Origin of the sequence: Sporosarcina sp. BI001-red, from assembly GCF_003384035.1 — a bacterium.
In the GTDB taxonomy this organism is placed as follows: domain Bacteria; phylum Bacillota; class Bacilli; order Bacillales_A; family Planococcaceae; genus Sporosarcina.
In genome coordinates, this window is record NZ_QQAK01000011.1 from 453,461 (window position 1) to 470,577 (window position 17,117).

At 41.7% G+C, this 17,117-nt stretch carries 13 protein-coding genes and 1 rRNA gene; 8 read left to right on the top strand and 6 right to left on the bottom strand.

All coding sequences use genetic code 11. The annotated features are described in order from the left end of the window. Positions 1 to 26 precede the first annotated feature (26 nt). From mnmG to rpmH, 6 genes are all read right to left on the bottom strand, one after another. Positions 27 to 1,916 carry a tRNA uridine-5-carboxymethylaminomethyl(34) synthesis enzyme MnmG gene (mnmG, locus tag DVB69_RS09325; RefSeq protein WP_116018804.1) on the bottom strand — a complete coding sequence of 630 codons (1,890 nt, stop codon included), beginning with the start codon at positions 1,914 to 1,916 and terminating at the stop codon, positions 27 to 29. 56 nt (positions 1,917 to 1,972) lie between these two features. Further along, on the bottom strand, positions 1,973 to 3,358 hold the full coding sequence (mnmE, locus tag DVB69_RS09330; RefSeq protein WP_116018806.1) for a tRNA uridine-5-carboxymethylaminomethyl(34) synthesis GTPase MnmE: 1,386 nt from the start codon (positions 3,356 to 3,358) through the stop codon (positions 1,973 to 1,975). Positions 3,359 to 3,756: 398 nt separating this feature from the next. Continuing rightward, positions 3,757 to 4,563 carry an RNA-binding cell elongation regulator Jag/EloR gene (jag, locus tag DVB69_RS09335; RefSeq protein WP_116018808.1) on the bottom strand — a complete coding sequence of 269 codons (807 nt, stop codon included), beginning with the start codon at positions 4,561 to 4,563 and terminating at the stop codon, positions 3,757 to 3,759. Continuing rightward, a complete protein-coding gene (gene yidC, locus DVB69_RS09340) occupies positions 4,560 to 5,342 on the bottom strand; it encodes a membrane protein insertase YidC (protein ID WP_116018810.1) in 783 nt (260 codons plus the stop codon). The genes jag and yidC overlap by 4 nt, the downstream gene beginning before the upstream one ends. Before the next feature lie 74 nt (positions 5,343 to 5,416). Then, positions 5,417 to 5,761, bottom strand: a complete 345-nt coding sequence (rnpA, locus tag DVB69_RS09345) for a ribonuclease P protein component (protein ID WP_116018812.1) — start codon at positions 5,759 to 5,761, stop codon at positions 5,417 to 5,419. Positions 5,762 to 5,840: 79 nt separating this feature from the next. Next, on the bottom strand, positions 5,841 to 5,975 hold the full coding sequence (gene rpmH / locus DVB69_RS09350) for a 50S ribosomal protein L34 (protein ID WP_025784280.1): 135 nt from the start codon (positions 5,973 to 5,975) through the stop codon (positions 5,841 to 5,843). A 519-nt stretch (positions 5,976 to 6,494) separates the two neighbouring features. On the opposite strand from rpmH, the gene dnaA reads away from it, so the two are divergent. From dnaA to DVB69_RS09390, 8 genes are all read left to right on the top strand, one after another. After that, positions 6,495 to 7,844 (top strand): chromosomal replication initiator protein DnaA, encoded by a 1,350-nt coding sequence (gene dnaA / locus DVB69_RS09355; protein WP_116018814.1) that lies wholly within the window; start codon positions 6,495 to 6,497, stop codon positions 7,842 to 7,844. Positions 7,845 to 8,017: 173 nt separating this feature from the next. Further along, positions 8,018 to 9,154 carry a DNA polymerase III subunit beta gene (dnaN, locus tag DVB69_RS09360; protein WP_116018816.1) on the top strand — a complete coding sequence of 379 codons (1,137 nt, stop codon included), beginning with the start codon at positions 8,018 to 8,020 and terminating at the stop codon, positions 9,152 to 9,154. Between the two features lie 99 nt (positions 9,155 to 9,253). Further along, positions 9,254 to 9,493, top strand: coding sequence for a S4 domain-containing protein YaaA (yaaA, locus tag DVB69_RS09365; RefSeq protein WP_116018859.1), 240 nt, complete (start codon positions 9,254 to 9,256; stop codon positions 9,491 to 9,493). Continuing rightward, entirely contained in the window at positions 9,483 to 10,607 is a 1,125-nt protein-coding gene (gene recF / locus DVB69_RS09370; protein WP_116018818.1) for a DNA replication/repair protein RecF, read from the top strand. The genes yaaA and recF overlap by 11 nt, the downstream gene beginning before the upstream one ends. A gap of 80 nt (positions 10,608 to 10,687) precedes the next feature. Next, a complete protein-coding gene (gyrB, locus tag DVB69_RS09375; RefSeq protein WP_199562831.1) occupies positions 10,688 to 12,610 on the top strand; it encodes a DNA topoisomerase (ATP-hydrolyzing) subunit B in 1,923 nt (640 codons plus the stop codon). 80 nt (positions 12,611 to 12,690) lie between these two features. Continuing rightward, positions 12,691 to 15,243, top strand: coding sequence for a DNA gyrase subunit A (gene gyrA / locus DVB69_RS09380; RefSeq protein WP_116018822.1), 2,553 nt, complete (start codon positions 12,691 to 12,693; stop codon positions 15,241 to 15,243). Between the two features lie 111 nt (positions 15,244 to 15,354). Next, positions 15,355 to 16,467: an HD-GYP domain-containing protein gene (locus tag DVB69_RS09385; RefSeq protein ID WP_116018824.1), complete on the top strand. Its 1,113-nt coding sequence runs from the start codon at positions 15,355 to 15,357 to the stop codon at positions 16,465 to 16,467. A 326-nt stretch (positions 16,468 to 16,793) separates the two neighbouring features. After that, positions 16,794 to 17,117 (top strand): 16S ribosomal RNA (locus tag DVB69_RS09390); the annotation flags it as partial.

Genomic DNA, 17,117 nt, shown 5'->3' on the forward strand with positions numbered 1-17,117 from the left:
GGACTTGATATCCGTATTAGCTGGGGTTAGCCGGATATTTTAGCGATTTTACCTTGTTCAATGTAAACAAGAAGAATAGAAATGTCTGCTGGATTCACTCCTGAAATTCTAGAAGCTTGTGCAATGGACAATGGACGTACATCACTTAGATTCGCTCTTGCTTCTTTAGCAAGTCCAGTAATTGCGTGATAGTCAATGCCTTCTGGAATTTTCTTGTTCTCCATCTTCTTCATGCGATTCACTTGTTGCATCGCTTTTTCAATGTAACCTTCGTACTTGATTGAAATTTCAACTTGTTCTGCTACTTCCGGTGTACAAGGTGTTTCTTGAGGAATGACTTTACTGATTTCCTCATATTTCATCTCCGGACGTTTCAGCAAATCGGCTGCTTTCATTGGCTCGCGTAGAGGTGTTCCCCCTGCGGCCTCAATGATTGCTTGGACTGCTTCTTCCGGCTTCACGGATACCTTCCGTAACCGTTCAATTTCTTCTTCAATTTGTTGTTTTTTCACTAAGAATTTCGCATAACGATCTTCAGAAATCATTCCAAGTGTATGGCCAATTTCAGTGAGACGTAAATCCGCATTGTCATGGCGTAGCAATAGGCGGTATTCTGCGCGTGATGTGAGTAGACGATACGGCTCGCTCGTTCCTTTTGTTACGAGGTCATCGATTAGGACACCGATGTAAGCATCCGCACGTCCAAGAACCACTTCTTCTTTTCCTAGTACATGACTTGCAGCACTAATGCCCGCCATGATTCCTTGCGCAGCAGCTTCTTCATATCCGGATGTTCCATTTAATTGACCTGCTGTATACAAATTCTTGATTTTTTTCGTCTCTAGTGTTGGCCATAACTGTGTAGGTACGATTGCATCATACTCGATCGCATAACCTGCACGTAGCATTTGAGCTTTTTCTAGCCCTGGGACACTCTCAATCATTTTACGTTGGACATGCTCAGGTAAACTTGTAGATAATCCTTGGACGTACATCTCGCGTGTATTCCGTCCTTCTGGCTCAAGGAAAATTTGATGCCTAGACTTATCTGCAAAGCGGACAATTTTATCCTCAATTGATGGACAGTAGCTTGGCCCTTTACCTTTGATGACACCTGAATACATTGGCGATAAATGAAGATTTTCATTAATAAGTTGATGGGTTAACGGTGATGTATATGTTAACCAACACGGTAGCTGATCTGTTATGAATTCAGTAGTTTCGAAACTGAATGCACGCGGTGTATCATCGCCAGGTTGAATTTCAGTCTTGCTATAATCAACCGTATTGCTATTCACACGCGGAGGGGTTCCAGTCTTAAATCGGACCGTATCGAAGCCAAGTTCTCGAAGACTATCCGCCAATTTGATAGAAGGCATCTGGTTATTTGGACCACTAGAGTATTTCAAGTCCCCGATAATGACTTCTCCCCGTAAAAACGTCCCTGTTGTAACAATAACTGTTTTTGCACGGTAGATGGCTCCAATTTGGGTAAGCACACCCTTTACTTCTCCGTCTTCCACAATCAATTCTTCTACCACACCTTGGTGAAGAGACAAATTCTCCTCGTCTTCTAGCATACGTTTCATCTCTTGCTGATAAAGGACTTTGTCTGCTTGAGCTCGAAGTGCGCGCACTGCAGGACCTTTCCCTGTATTTAACATCCTCATCTGAATGTGTGTTTTGTCGATTACTTTACCCATCGCTCCGCCAAGTGCATCAATCTCCCGGACAACAATCCCTTTAGCAGGACCTCCGAGTGATGGATTACAAGGCATGAAGGCAATCATATCCAAGTTCATGGTAAGTACGAGCGTACTCGCCCCCATTTTTGCTGATGCATATGCTGCTTCTACGCCTGCATGACCGGCGCCGATTACGATAACATCGAACGTGCCTGCTTCAAATTGTGGCATGCTCGTTCATCCTTCCTATATGTGAATCACATGGCTGTAACCATGCGTTCAATTGATTATTTCCCGAGGCAAAACTGAGAGAATAGCTGGGTAATGAGACTATCTTGAACGGTATCTCCAACAATTTCACCGAGTAGTTCCCACGTACGTGTAATATCGATTTGAATCATATCAATTGGAACACGTGCTTCTGCTGCTTGAATAGCATCTTCAATAGACGTTTTCGCTTGATGCAGCAAAGCAATATGGCGCTCATTTGAAACATAAGTCGGATCTTCCGCTTCGATGCCCCCACCGAAAAATAGACCGGCGATTGTTTCTTCCAGCTCATCTACCCCTTCGTCTTGAAGGATAGATGTAGTTATGACGTGCTTTTGACCCGCCAGTTGGTTGACGGACTCTATATTAATTCGCTGAGGAAGATCGGTCTTGTTAACGACAATAATTGCATCCATTGGACGAATTGTTTCAAGTAACCGTTCGTCTTCAGGTGACAAGGCTTCTGCACCATTTAACAGCAAAATCACGAGATCCGCTTCTTTTAGTACTTGTCGAGAACGTTCAACACCAATTCGTTCCACTAAATCTTCCGTTTCCCGAATTCCCGCTGTATCGACCAATTTTAACGGTACGCCTTTTACGTTCACGTACTCTTCAATAATATCACGAGTTGTCCCCGCTATGTCAGTTACAATCGCTTTATTTTCCTGGACAAGGCTGTTAAGTAAGGAAGATTTCCCTACGTTTGGCCGTCCAATAATAACTGTCGAAAGCCCTTCACGTAAAATTCTACCTTGAGAAGAGGTTGCAAGGAGACGAATAATCTCACTCCGCACCCACTCTCCCTTCTCAATCATTAGCGGAATGGTCATTTCTTCAACATCGTCATATTCTGGGTAATCTATATTCACTTCGACTTGTGCAAGTGTTTCAAGAAGTGCCTGACGCAAATCGCCAATTAAACGAGATAATTTTCCGTCCATCTGATTCAGCGCAACATTCATAGCCCGATCGGTTTTCGCTCGTATTAAATCCATTACAGCTTCAGACTGAGACAAGTCAATCCGACCGTTTAAAAAGGCACGTTTCGTAAATTCACCGGGTTCAGCTAATCTTGCCCCGTACTGAAGTACAAGACGAAGCACTCGATTTACCGATACTAGTCCACCGTGACAATTTAGTTCAATTACATCTTCACGTGTAAACGTTTTTGGTGCCTTCATTAGAGAAACCATGATTTCCTCAACAGTTTCATCAGTTGATGGATCCACTAAGTGACCATAATGAATCGTATGGGAAGATGAATCTACTAAACGTTTCCCTGACGGTGATCGGAACAGTCTGTCCGCAATTTCAACAGCTTCCTCTCCACTGATTCGGACTATCGCAATTGCTCCTTCTCCCATCGGCGTTGAAATTGCCGCTATTGTATCAAATTGCACGCTGACTCACCTTCCTATTTCTCGTTGTCCACATGTGTACAACTGTTTTTCCGGCGTAACTATCTAACAGTAAATTTTATCACAAATCGGTCTGTTGTCCTAGCATGTGGAACGAAAAAATGTGGATAACTTGAAAACTTTGTGGCTGGCTCTTCTTTAATGTCGAAACAACAGCATTTCTGTAAAGTAAATTTAAATAAAAGTTCATTATTTCTATTTGAAAGGGTTCAAGAAACTGGAAGTTTTACATGACTAATCGGGTTACAACTAATCGTGTTAAGGTGGTTTTACACGGGACAATTCCATAAAAGAGAATGCAGGAACTTAGGTTTTCAAAGTCATTTCAGAGATTTCTAGCTAAAAAACGCATAAAAAAAAGAGCTTTTCAGCCCTTTTTTTTAAACAATCGGTTCAATTACTAAGTAACGACGTGGATCTTTACCTTCGGAGTATGTTTCAATGTCAAGCCGATCTGCTAATGCATGATGCAAGACCTTTCGTTCGTTTGAAGGCATAGGTTCCAACTGAACCTTTCTTCCACTCCGAATAGCTTTATCGGCCATTCGCTCTGCAAGTTGCTCAAGTGCCAGTTCACGACGAACTCTGTAATCTCCAACATCGACCCGAACTACTTTATAAGTTCCCGTGCCTTTGTTGGCAACTAATTGTGCTAATTGCTGCAATGCATTGAGTGTACTTCCTCTTTTACCAATTAAATATGCCGCTTTTTCACTTTCTAATTGAAAGCGGATGACCTTACCATCAGTTTCGTAGCTAATTTGTAGGTCTTCCACGCCCATATCTCTTGCAATCTGAACGATATATTCACTGGTTTCTGCAATGATTTCATCGTCTGTCAAAGTGGATTCGGATAGATTTTTTGACTCTGCTTCTTCTATAGTATCTGGCTTTTCGACTTTTTCTACGATAAGTTCATTATCGGAAACTTGAACGGATGCCCGTTCTTTCGCAAGTTCCTCAACGACCTCTTCCTTAAAATCTAAGATCGATGAAGTACTTTGAACTGGCTCTTCGGGAATAGGTCGAACTACCACCTCGGCAAGTACTGCCCCGAAGCCAAGAAAACCTTTTTTCCCTTTGGTGATCACTTGGACATCGACTTGGTCCCGCAAAGTATTCAATTTCTCTAGCGCAGAGGCGATTGCGTCTTCAACGGTCTTACCAGTCTGTCTGATCTCACTCATTTCCGCTTAGTTCCCCCTTTACCTTTAGGTTGCTCAACAACAACTTCTTTTTTCTTAAATGGTTTATAGATGAAGAAGTTCTGCACGATTGAGAATGTATTTCCGACAACCCAATACAACGCGAGTGCGGCAGGTAAAAATGATCCAAATATCATAATGAAAAATGGCATAATATACATCATAATCTTCATCTGAGGATTATCCATTGCTGGTCCCGTACGTAATACGAAGAATTGCATAATCCCCGCAAAAACAGCCAACGCAATACTTGGCGCAGCTAAATCGAACACGAGAAATTTACCTAGTGGAATTTCTGGTGTTGCATTCATACGGCTTATTGCATGATAGAAACCAATCAATATCGGCATTTGAACAATTACAGGAAGACACCCAGCAACTGGATTTACTTTGTTTTCCGACATGACAGCTTGCATTTCTTCACGGTATTTCTCTTGTGTCACTGCATCTTTTGACTTGTATTTCTCTTTTAAAGCTTTCAGTTTTGGTTGAATTGCTTGCATTTGCTTTGAACTTTGAGTTTGCTTCAATGTTAGCGGCAATAAGATGAGACGAATGATAATCGTTACTGCGATAATTCCAAGTCCATATGTGCCAAGTAATTCTTTAAACGTTTCAATTAAGGAAACGAGTGGCCAAACAATATATTTGCTCCAAACACCTTCACTGGAAGCAGATATTGGATCTTTAAAATCTGAACAGCCCGCTAAAAAAACGGACACTGCTGTTAGCATGAACAGCAACCCTGCCTTTTTCTTCAATATAGTTCCCCCAAACCTTCATTCTTTTTCTAGTTATTCGTAGTGTCAGTGTATCACGAACGGTGATTTGAGTTCTACTTCTTCTTTAACACGCGTGCGATTCTTAACACATGCTGTAAACTCTTTTTTGTTTCATGGAAATCTAAATTGGCCGCCGGATGTCTGGCGATAATGACATAATCTTGGTCTTGCCGAAGATCTTCTTTTATTTCTAAAAAGGCTTGCCGGATGCATCGCTTAATGCGATTACGCATGACAGCATTACCGATCTTTTTACCGACTGAAAGTCCGATTCTAAAGCTTTGCTGGTTTTCAGCTTTACAAACGTATACAACAAATTGTCGGTTAGCGAATGACTTTCCTTGTTTAAAAACTCGCTGAAACTCTTCGTTCTTTTTAATGCGTTGTCTCTTTTTCATTTGGCACCTGCTCCATCACGTGGGTTGTAGTAATAATGTGACTTTGACATAAAAAAAAACCACTGAATATGTCAGTGGCTTACGCTGAAAGAACTTTTCTTCCTTTTCTGCGACGGGCTGCAAGGACTCTGCGTCCGTTTTTCGAGCTCATACGTGCACGGAAGCCGTGGACTTTTGCGCGTTTACGTGTATTTGGTTGGAATGTACGTTTCATATTAGAAGACACCTCCTGCTTTACTGACTCAATTACATGTTACATATAACAGTCTTGACAAGTATAGCTGTCTGAAAGAACAATGTCAAACGGTTTTTCTATCAACAACTGCGTTCTACCTAATGATTTGGTTTTACTTTGCAATCGTCATCGATATTAGTTATCCACAACTTCTTCCCCAAACGAATTTTTGTTCTGTGGATCTTTCCCTTTCTGATTTTTTCAAATATCAACATTTGTCGACAGCTTTTTCACATATCCCTCCTTGTGGATAACAATCCTGTCCACATTTGCCGGCAATGTGCATAACTCATGCAATCCCTTGCGATGAAAGAGAATTGCTGATACAATGAGAAAGATTTTGCTGTGTATATAATTTCATACGTTTACTCTTATCCACAATTGTTAATAAGTTGTGGATAATTTTTTCAACAACTTTGAATAATAGTTACCCACAAGCATGGAAACTGTGTATAATACATACTTCCGGGTTTAGTTCGGCAAAAAGGAGGTTCACTTGTGGAGCATTTAGAAAACCTTTGGCAGGAAGTTCTGTCGAAAGTAGAACAAAAAATCTCCCGGCCCAGTTTTGAAACGTGGCTGAAATCGACAAAACTTTTATCGTACGGATCTGAAAATGTGACAATTGCTGTTCCAAATTCATTTTCAAAAGAATGGCTGGAGAGTCATTACGTACATTTAATAACTGGAATTCTTTCTGAGTTGACTGGTGAAGACCGGTTGATTCAATTTGTAGTTCCTGAAGACATGGCTGAGAAAGACTTTGCTGTGCCAAAACCAGTCGTTAAAAAGGCTGAGAAATCAGCTGTTGCTACGACCGCTGCGATGCTGAATCCTAAATATACATTTGATACGTTTGTTATTGGATCAGGAAATCGCTTTGCACATGCTGCATCGCTTGCAGTAGCAGAAGCGCCTGCAAAGTCATACAACCCTCTATTCATCTATGGTGGCGTCGGGCTAGGAAAAACCCACCTTATGCATGCAATCGGACATTATGTATTGGAGCAAAACCCTGCGCTTAAAGTCGTCTATCTATCGAGTGAAAAGTTCACCAATGAATTCATTAACTCGATTCGAGACAACAAAGCAGGGGAATTTCGTGACCAATACCGAAGCGTAGATGTGCTGCTAATTGATGATATTCAATTCCTTGCTGGAAAAGAACAAACGCAAGAAGAATTCTTCCATACCTTTAATACGTTGCATGAAGAATCCAAGCAAATTGTCATCTCCAGTGATCGACCTCCGAAAGAGATCCCTACATTGGAAGATCGGCTTAGATCTAGGTTTGAGTGGGGATTAATCACCGATATTGCACCGCCAGACTTAGAAACACGGATTGCCATTCTACGTAAAAAAGCTAAAGCAGACGGTCTTATTGATATCCCAAATGAAGTGATGCTATACATCGCTAACCAAATTTACACGAATATCCGTGAGCTTGAAGGCGCACTGATTCGTGTAGTTGCTTATTCTTCACTCGTCAATATGGATATCACACCGGACCTTGCTGCAGAAGCATTGAAGGATATTATTCCGAATGCACGTCCAAGAATGGTAACCATTATTGATATTCAAAAAACAGTGGGGGAACACTTTAGTGTGCGCTTAGAGGATTTCTCGGCTAAAAAACGGACTCGCGCCATTGCATTTCCGCGTCAAGTTGCGATGTACCTTTCTCGTGAACTGACGGATGCCTCTTTACCTAAGATTGGTTCGGAGTTTGGGGGGCGTGATCACTCAACGGTCATCCATGCGCATGAGAAGATTTCCAAGATGCTTAAAGAGGATAAATTACTCCAACAAGACGTACAAGACATTAAAGCAGCACTAGGAAGAAGTTAACGCAACTGTGGATAACCCGGAATAACTAGTGCATGTGCATACACAGGTTATGCACATGTGGAAAACCTTATCTGGTATTCTCTCAAAAGGCTTTTCCACATATCCACAGGCCCTACTACTATTACTACTATTCTTTTAAGTAATTTAATTCATTATATAAGCGAGGGATTTATATGAAATTTGAAATCATGCGGGATAAGTTGCTCGAAGGGTTGAGCGATGTAATGAAAGCGATTAGTCAAAAAGTAACGATTCCAATTCTTACGGGTATCAAAATCGAAGTAAATGAAAAAGGATTGACGATGACAGGTAGTGATTCAGATATTACAATCTGTACGTCCATACCTGTAGAACAAGATGGTGAACAAATTATTCAAGTCATGGAAAATGGTATGATTGTTCTTCAAGCAAAGTTTTTTAGTGAAATCGTACGTAAGTTACCGACTAATGAAGTAGAGATTGAAGTAACGGAAGGCATGCACACACATATCCGTTCTGGAAAGTCAGAATTCCATCTCATTGGTTCCGATCCATACGAATATCCTGTCCTACCTGAAGTCTCTGATGACCACAGGATGTCTTTGCCATCAGATCTTATCAAGTCTGTTATTCGTGAAACCGTATTTGCAGTCTCTCAACATGAGACACGTCCTATACTTACTGGAGTACATTGGGAGTTGAAAAATGGTGAACTTGTTTGTGTAGCCACTGACAGTCATCGTTTAGCCAGTCGGAAAACAACCCCTGAACAAGTACCAGACCTACCATTCAGCATTGTAATTCCAGGAAAGAGTTTGCAAGAGCTAAACAAAATCCTTCCAGATACACTAGAGCCAGTGGAAATTATCTTTGCGGATCAGCAAGTATTATTTAAAACTAGGAACGTCCTATTCTATTCAAGGCTGTTAGAAGGGAATTATCCGGATACATCACGTCTAATTCCTTCCGAATACAAAACATCAGTGACGGTTAACGGAAAGCAGCTGCTTCAAGCTATTGACCGTGCATCGTTACTCGCCCGTGAAGACCGCAACAATATCGTTCGTTTTTCAGCGGAAGGTGGCAATACACTCGAAGTATCTTCGAACTCACCGGAAGTCGGAAAAGTTGAGGAATTGATTGAGGCACAAGAAGTAACTGGCGAAGAGTTGAAAATATCATTTAGTGCCAAATATATGATGGATGCTTTGAAAGCAATTGATGGACAAAATATTGAAGTCCATTTCACTGGAACGATGCGACCATTCATCCTAAAAGCAACGGACAATGACTCGATTCTCCAGCTCATTTTACCTGTACGCACATATTGAACAAAAAAGGATGGCCGTAAAGCGGCTATCCTTTTTACTTATAGTCAAAAGTCCGGTAAAATAGAATTACAAACTAACTTTGTGAGGGAATGAATGCAGATGGAAGAAATACACTTCAATACGGAATATATAACATTAGGACAACTTTTGAAAATGGCTAATGTCATTAGTTCAGGAGGAATGGCAAAATGGTTCCTTAGTGAAAATGTTATTTATGTGAATGGTGAAGTAGATCAACGTCGAGGTCGTAAACTATATGATGGAGATCTCGTTATGGTACCGAATGTTGGTAAATACAAACTGATCGCTGACCCATATGGAACTCGGGATGCACATTGACCACCTCGCGTTAACGAACTTCAGAAATTATGCCTCTCTTGATTGTTCATTTTCTCCGCACATCAACGTATTCATCGGCGAAAACGCACAGGGTAAAACAAATGTGATGGAGGCGATTTACGTGCTAGCTATGGCGAAATCACATCGCACGTCAAATGATCGTGAACTTATCCGTTGGGGCCAGGAGTATGGTAAAATAAAAGGTGATGTTGAGCGTAAGTACGGACATCTTCCCATTGAGCTAGTCATTTCCAAAAAAGGAAAAAAGGCTCGTGTGAATCATATTGAGCAAAACCGGCTGAGTTTGTATATCGGGCAAATGAATGTTGTTATGTTTGCACCCGAAGATCTCAATCTTGTGAAAGGAAGTCCTCAAGTAAGAAGACGTTTCCTGGATATGGAGATTGGTCAAATTTCGCCGGTTTATCTGCATGATTTACTGCATTATCAAAAACTATTGAAACAACGAAATGCCATTCTTAAAAATAATCGTGGAAAACGTCAACTGGAGGATGTCATGTTTGACGTCTATACAGAACAGTTTGTCGATAAAGCGATTCAGATTATAAAAAAACGTTACTACTTTTTAGAGCTATTGCAAAAGTGGGCCGCTCCGATCCACCATGGCATCTCACGTGGACTAGAGAACCTAGAAGTTTCGTATAACACGCTGAAAGAGTTATCACCCGAACAGACGGACGAAGAGATGAAAGAGATTCTGATGAGAAAGCTTGCTGAAGTTAAGCAACGTGAACTAGATCGAGGAATCACTCTAATCGGACCGCACCGTGATGATTTAACGTTTATGGTAAATGGTTATGACATACAAACCTATGGTTCCCAAGGTCAACAACGGACGACTGCTTTGTCGTTAAAGCTTGCTGAAATTGAACTGGTGCGACAAGAAGTTGGAGAGGCACCTATTTTGCTACTTGACGATGTGTTAAGCGAATTAGACGACTATCGCCAATCTCATTTATTGAATACCATTCAAGGACAAGTACAAACGTTTGTGACCACAACTACTGTTGCGGGAATTGAACACGAAACAATTCGTGATGCCGCGATCTTCGAGGTTGAAGATGGGACTGTGTCTAGACGGGATAACGTGTAACACCTGTTTTATGGTTAGATACCGGAAAAACAAGACCGGGTTGCCGGCATGTTCTGAAAGGAAAGGTGAACAGTTTGGCCATGGAAGAAAAAGAGATACAAAACGCATATGATGCCAATCAAATCCAGGTGTTAGAAGGATTAGAAGCGGTTCGTAAACGACCTGGTATGTATATTGGGACAACGAGCGGTAAGGGTCTTCATCACTTGGTTTGGGAAATTGTAGATAATAGTATTGATGAGGCACTAGCAGGTTACTGTGACCACATTGAAGTTACAATTGAAAAAGATGATTGGATTCGCGTAGATGATAATGGTCGAGGTATCCCTGTAGATATACAAGGCTCCACTGGACGTCCAGCAGTTGAAGTCATCATGACTGTGCTACATGCTGGAGGGAAATTTGGCGGTGGCGGATATAAAGTTTCAGGTGGATTACACGGTGTAGGGGCTTCGGTCGTGAATGCCTTGTCCATAGAAACAGAAGCTTTCGTAAAACGTAATGGAAAACTGTACGAAATTAAATTCAGCCAAGGTAAAGTGGTCAAGGAACTTGGAGAAATTGGCGTTTCGGATGAAACTGGGACGACAATTCGATTCAAAGCCGATCCAGAAATTTTTACGGAAACAACTACGTATGAATACGGTATCTTAGCACACCGTCTCCAAGAGCTTGCTTACTTGAACCGTGGGCTCCGTATTACAATCACGGATAATCGTAAAGAAGAAGCACGGACAGATACGTATTTCTACGAGGGCGGCATTAAATCATATGTCGAGCACTTGAACGAAAACAAAGAGCCAATTTATGAAGAGCCGATATTCATAGAAGGTGAAAAAGATGGGATATCTGTTGAAATCGCTATGCAACATAATAGTGGCTACGCAGATAATCTACTTTCTTTTGCAAATAATATTAATACGTATGAAGGCGGAACACATGAGTCTGGCTTCAAAACTGCGTTGACTCGCGTCATAAACGATTATGCACGTAAAAATGGACTTTTGCGTGAAGCCGATCAAAATCTTAGTGGCGATGATGTACGCGAAGGATTGACAGCAATTGTCTCTATCAAACACCCGGATCCACAGTTTGAGGGACAAACTAAGACGAAACTTGGAAACTCTGAAGTAAGCACAATTGTGAACTCATTGTTTTCAGAAGGATACCAACGTTTTATGCTTGAAAATCCACAAGTTGCACGAAAAGTTATCGATAAGAGCTTGATGGCGGCACGTGCGCGTCTTGCTGCAAAAAATGCACGAGAATTCACACGTAGAAAGTCTGCGCTTGAAGTATCAAGTTTACCTGGTAAACTTGCCGATTGTTCATCACGTGATCCAGCGATCAGTGAACTGTACATCGTAGAGGGTGATTCAGCGGGGGGCTCTGCTAAAGGTGGGCGCGATCGCCACTTCCAAGCAATTTTGCCGCTCCGAGGTAAAATCCTAAACGTTGAAAAGGCTCGTTTAGATAGAATCTTAGGAAACGAAGAAATTCGAATGATGATTACTGCACTTGGAACAGGAATTGGCGAAGAATTTAACTTAGCAAAAGCTCGGTATCATAAAATTGTTATCATGACTGATGCTGATGTTGATGGAGCGCATATTCGTACATTGCTTCTCACATTCTTCTTCCGTTTCATGCGTCCACTAATTGAGGCAGGATATGTCTATATTGCACAACCACCACTTTACCGGGTCAAGCAAGGTAAAAACGAAGAATATTGTTATGATGAAGAGGCTCTTAAGGAAATTCTGAACCGTTTATCATCGACACCGAAACCTATTATCACGCGATATAAAGGTCTTGGTGAGATGGATGCTACCCAACTATGGGAAACAACGATGAATCCGGATCAACGTACATTGCTTCAAGTACATCTTGAGAATGCCATTGAAGCGGATGCGATTTTCAATCGACTTATGGGCGATGAAGTTGCTCCACGCAGAAAGTTCATAGAAGATAATGCGATATACGTGAAGAACTTAGATGCTTGATTAACAAATGTTTTCATTGTTATGGAGAGCCACCTCTGTTTATCCATAAATAGGGGTCAGGCTGAAAGGAGTATGACAACATGGCAGATTTGCCAAAGCGCGGTGTGCAGGAAATCAATATTAGCAAAGAGATGGAGACATCCTTCCTTGACTATGCAATGAGTGTTATCGTTTCACGGGCACTACCTGACGTGCGCGACGGACTGAAGCCAGTTCACCGTCGTATCCTGTATGCAATGCAGGATCTTGGAAATACGGCAGATAAGGCACATAAAAAGTCCGCTCGTATTGTTGGAGACGTAATTGGTAAGTACCACCCACACGGTGATACTGCTGTTTACGACACAATGGTACGTATGGCGCAAGACTTCAACTATCGCTATATGCTGGTAGATGGTCACGGAAACTTCGGTTCTGTGGACGGTGACTCAGCGGCAGCAATGCGTTATACAGAATCACGTATGTCTAGAATTGCGATGGAACTATTGCGAGACATCAACAAAGACACAATTGACTACAAAGACAATTACGACGGTCAAGAAAGAGAACCGATTGTATTGCCAAGTCGTTTCCCGAACTTGCTCGTCAACGGTACATCAGGGATTGCGGTAGGAATGGCAACCAATATTCCTCCCCATCACTTAGGTGAAACAATTGACGGCGTCCTTGCGCTTGCAGAGAACCCAGCAATTACAACGGAAGAGTTAATGGAGATTATTCCAGGTCCAGACTTCCCGACAGGCGGTATTATTTTAGGTCGTAGTGGAATCCGAAGAGCCTATGAAACAGGTCGAGGATCTTTGCTAGTTCGAGGTAGAATTGAAATTGAACAGGCCGCGAGTGGGAAAGAAACAATTATCGTCCATGAGTTACCATATCAAGTGAATAAGGCCCGGTTGATAGAAAAGATAGCCGATCTCGTACGTGAAAAGAAAATAGAGGGTATTACACACCTTGCAGATGAATCTGACCGCACGGGGATGCGTATTGTTATTGAAGTTCGTAGAGATGCGAACGTGCACGTATTACTAAATAACTTGTATAAGCAAACTGCTCTTCAATCCAGCTTTGGTATCAATATGCTTGCACTTGTTGATGGTCAACCAAAAGTTCTCGCATTGAAAGAAATCTTGTATCATTATTTAGAGCATCAAAAAGTAGTAATTCGTCGCCGTACCCAGTACGAATTGAAGAAAGCTGAAGATCGCGCACATATTCTTGAAGGGTTACGGATTGCGCTCGATCATATCGACGAAATCATCGCACTCATTCGTGGTTCTAAAACTGCAGATGAGGCTAAAACTGGTCTAATCGAGCGGTACAGTCTATCAGATCGCCAAGCACAAGCTATATTAGACATGCGCTTGCAACGACTTACTGGTCTGGAACGCGACAAGATTGAAGATGAGTATCAACAATTGGTAGTGTTAATCAACGAATTACGTGCCATTCTAGCAGATGAGAATAAAGTAATTGAGATTATTAAAGAAGAATTACTTGAAGTTAAACAACGTTTTGCTGATAAACGTCGTACCGAAATCACGCTTGGCGGTACGGATATGCTTGAAGACGAGGATTTAATCCCTGTTGAGAACTCCGTCTTAACGTTGACGCATCATGGCTATGTGAAACGCTTACCTGCGAGCACGTACCGCAGTCAGCGTCGCGGAGGACGAGGAATTCAAGGTATGGGTACTAACAATGATGACTTCGTGGAACATTTGTTAAACACATCTACTCATGACACGATCTTGTTCTTTACGAGCAAAGGTCGAGTATTCCGGAAAAAAGGTTACGAAGTTCCAGAGTTTAGCAGAACAGCTAAAGGGTTGCCGTTAGTGAATCTGTTGGATGTTGAGAAAGATGAGAAAGTAACAACGATGATCCCAATTGAAAAGTTTGAAGAAGACCAATACTTGTTCTTCACAACTCGTGATGGTCTCGTTAAACGGACATCTGTGATGGCATTTGCAAATATCCGTTCTAATGGCTTGATCGCGCTTCGTCTTCGTGAAGAAGATGAGCTCATTAACGTGAAGTTGACAGATGGTAGCGAGACGATTGCCATCGGAACAAAAGATGGTATGCTCATTCAGTTCACTGAAGAGTCGATCCGTCCATTGAGTCGTACAGCAAGCGGAGTAATTGGAATTCGTTTACGTGAAGGCGATCATGTTATTGGCATGGATATTGTCAAAGAAAATGATGAGATCCTTGTGGTAACGGAAAATGGATTCGGCAAACGGACTCCTATCGCCGAGTATCGTTTGCAGTCACGTGGCGGATTCGGGTTAAAGACGCTAAATATTACGGAACGTAACGGTAAGATGGTTTCGATGAAGTCTGTTGATGGTACTGAAGATCTCATGCTAATTACCCTTCACGGTATTTTAATACGTATGGACATTCACGACATTTCTATAATCGGTCGAAGTACACAAGGTGTTCGATTAATCCGTTTAGGTGAAGAAGAATTTGTAGCAACTGTTGCGAAGGTAGAAAAAGAATCATTAGAAGATATAGATGAAAACGAAGAAGACGTGGTGGGCGATGGTCAGTCCCTTGACTCTGAAATTGAAGAGCGAACGGATGCAGCCGATGATAACTCATCAGAAACTGAGTCTGACGAATAATTCTTTTAGTACCGGTTTGGATAAACTTCCAAACCGGTATTTTTTTGATGCTTGGAATAGAGTATGATTAGGAGAGAACCAACATCTGAAAAAGGAATGCGGTGACTAGGAATGGAAAACTACAGAAACTTAAGTGAACTTCGACCAGGTACAACTATTGTTGAAGACATTTACGCGAATACAGCATTTCCCATCATTCGAAAAGGAACAACACTTGAAATTGAGCATCTTGAAGTGCTTGATCTGTTCAATATTAAAAGAGTGAAAGTAGAAGAACGAATCGTCAATCGAGTTCAGTCTGAACAACACGAAATTGGAAAGACAGATACAATTTCAAGTGACTTAGATGAGTTGCTTGAAAACAAAATTAGTCGGTCTTCAGATTTGCATACTATGTATAAAAAAGCAGTGAACGATTATAAAAGAGAATTCACATCATGGAGATCAGGTGTGAAGCTAGATATTGCGAAAGTACGTTTACTTATTATGCCCTTGCTTGAAACGTATATGGAACAAAAGAAGATGCTTGTCATGCTGAATGAGTACTCGAATCGTAAAGAATATCTCTATCATCACGCTGTATCGGTCGGTATCTTGACTGCAGCACTCGCAAGTGAGCTTGATTACCCAAAAGGAACAACGCTTCAATTAGGACTTGCAGGCACACTTACAGACTGTGGGATGGCCAAGGTTAATCCGGCTCTGTTAGAAAAGGCTGCATTTTTAACAAAGGATGAATTTGCTGAAGTAAAAAAGCATCCTGTATACAGCTACCAGATGATGCAAGACTCTCCTTTGTTGCGCCAAGAAATGAAACTTGCCGTATTACAGCATCATGAGAGATTGGATGGAAGCGGATATCCTCGTGGGGATCAAGGGGAAAAGATTTCACAGCTTTCTCAAATACTCGCGGTTGCAGACGTTTTCCATGCAATGACGTGCGAACGAGTGTATCGCGCAAAAGAATCCCCTTATAGAGTTGCTGAAATGATGAAAGAAGAGGACTTCGGAAAATTTGATTCGGCTATACTGGATGCATTGTATGCAGTAATAGGAATGCCGGACATTGGTGACAAAGTACTTCTTACAAATGGTGATGTAGGTGAAGTAGTCTCAATAAACTATAGTAAGCCGTTGCGGCCAAACATTAAGCTGCAAGGCAGGGATGAGAGTATAGATTTATGCTCAAATCGTTCAGTTGCGATTGAGAAGGTAGTAAACTAATTAAATAGAAGAACATAATTCCAAGTGGTCTGTCATTCGACGATAAACAGTGAGATGGCAGACCTTTGCTTGTGTTAAGAGCTATAATTTAAACAAAGTTTAAATAAGGGTTGCACTATTAAACTAGGCATGGTATTATATAAAAGTTGCCAAAACAACTTGGACACACAAACGAAACACTATGAACCTTGAAAACTGAACAGCAAAATGTCAACGAAATATCGTTTGGGAAACCGGTTCTGCCGGTAGAACAAACACAAACAGATCTTAACTGATCTGATAGACATCTTAAATGATGCCAGTACGAATTGAGCAATCAATTCTCTTTTATGGAGAGTTTGATCCTGGCTCAGGACGAACGCTGGCGGCATGCCTAATACATGCAAGTCGAGCGAATCATTAGGAGCTTGCTCCTAATGATTAGCGGCGGACGGGTGAGTAACACGTGGGCAACCTGCCCTGCAGATGGGGATAACTCCGGGAAACCGGGGCTAATACCGAATAATCAGTTCCTTCGCATGAGGGAACTCTGAAAGACGGTTTCGGCTGTCACTGCAGGATGGGCCCGCGGCGCATTAGCTAGTTGGTGGGGTAATGGCCTACCAAGGCAACGATGCGTAGCCGACCTGAGAGGGTGATCGGCCACACTG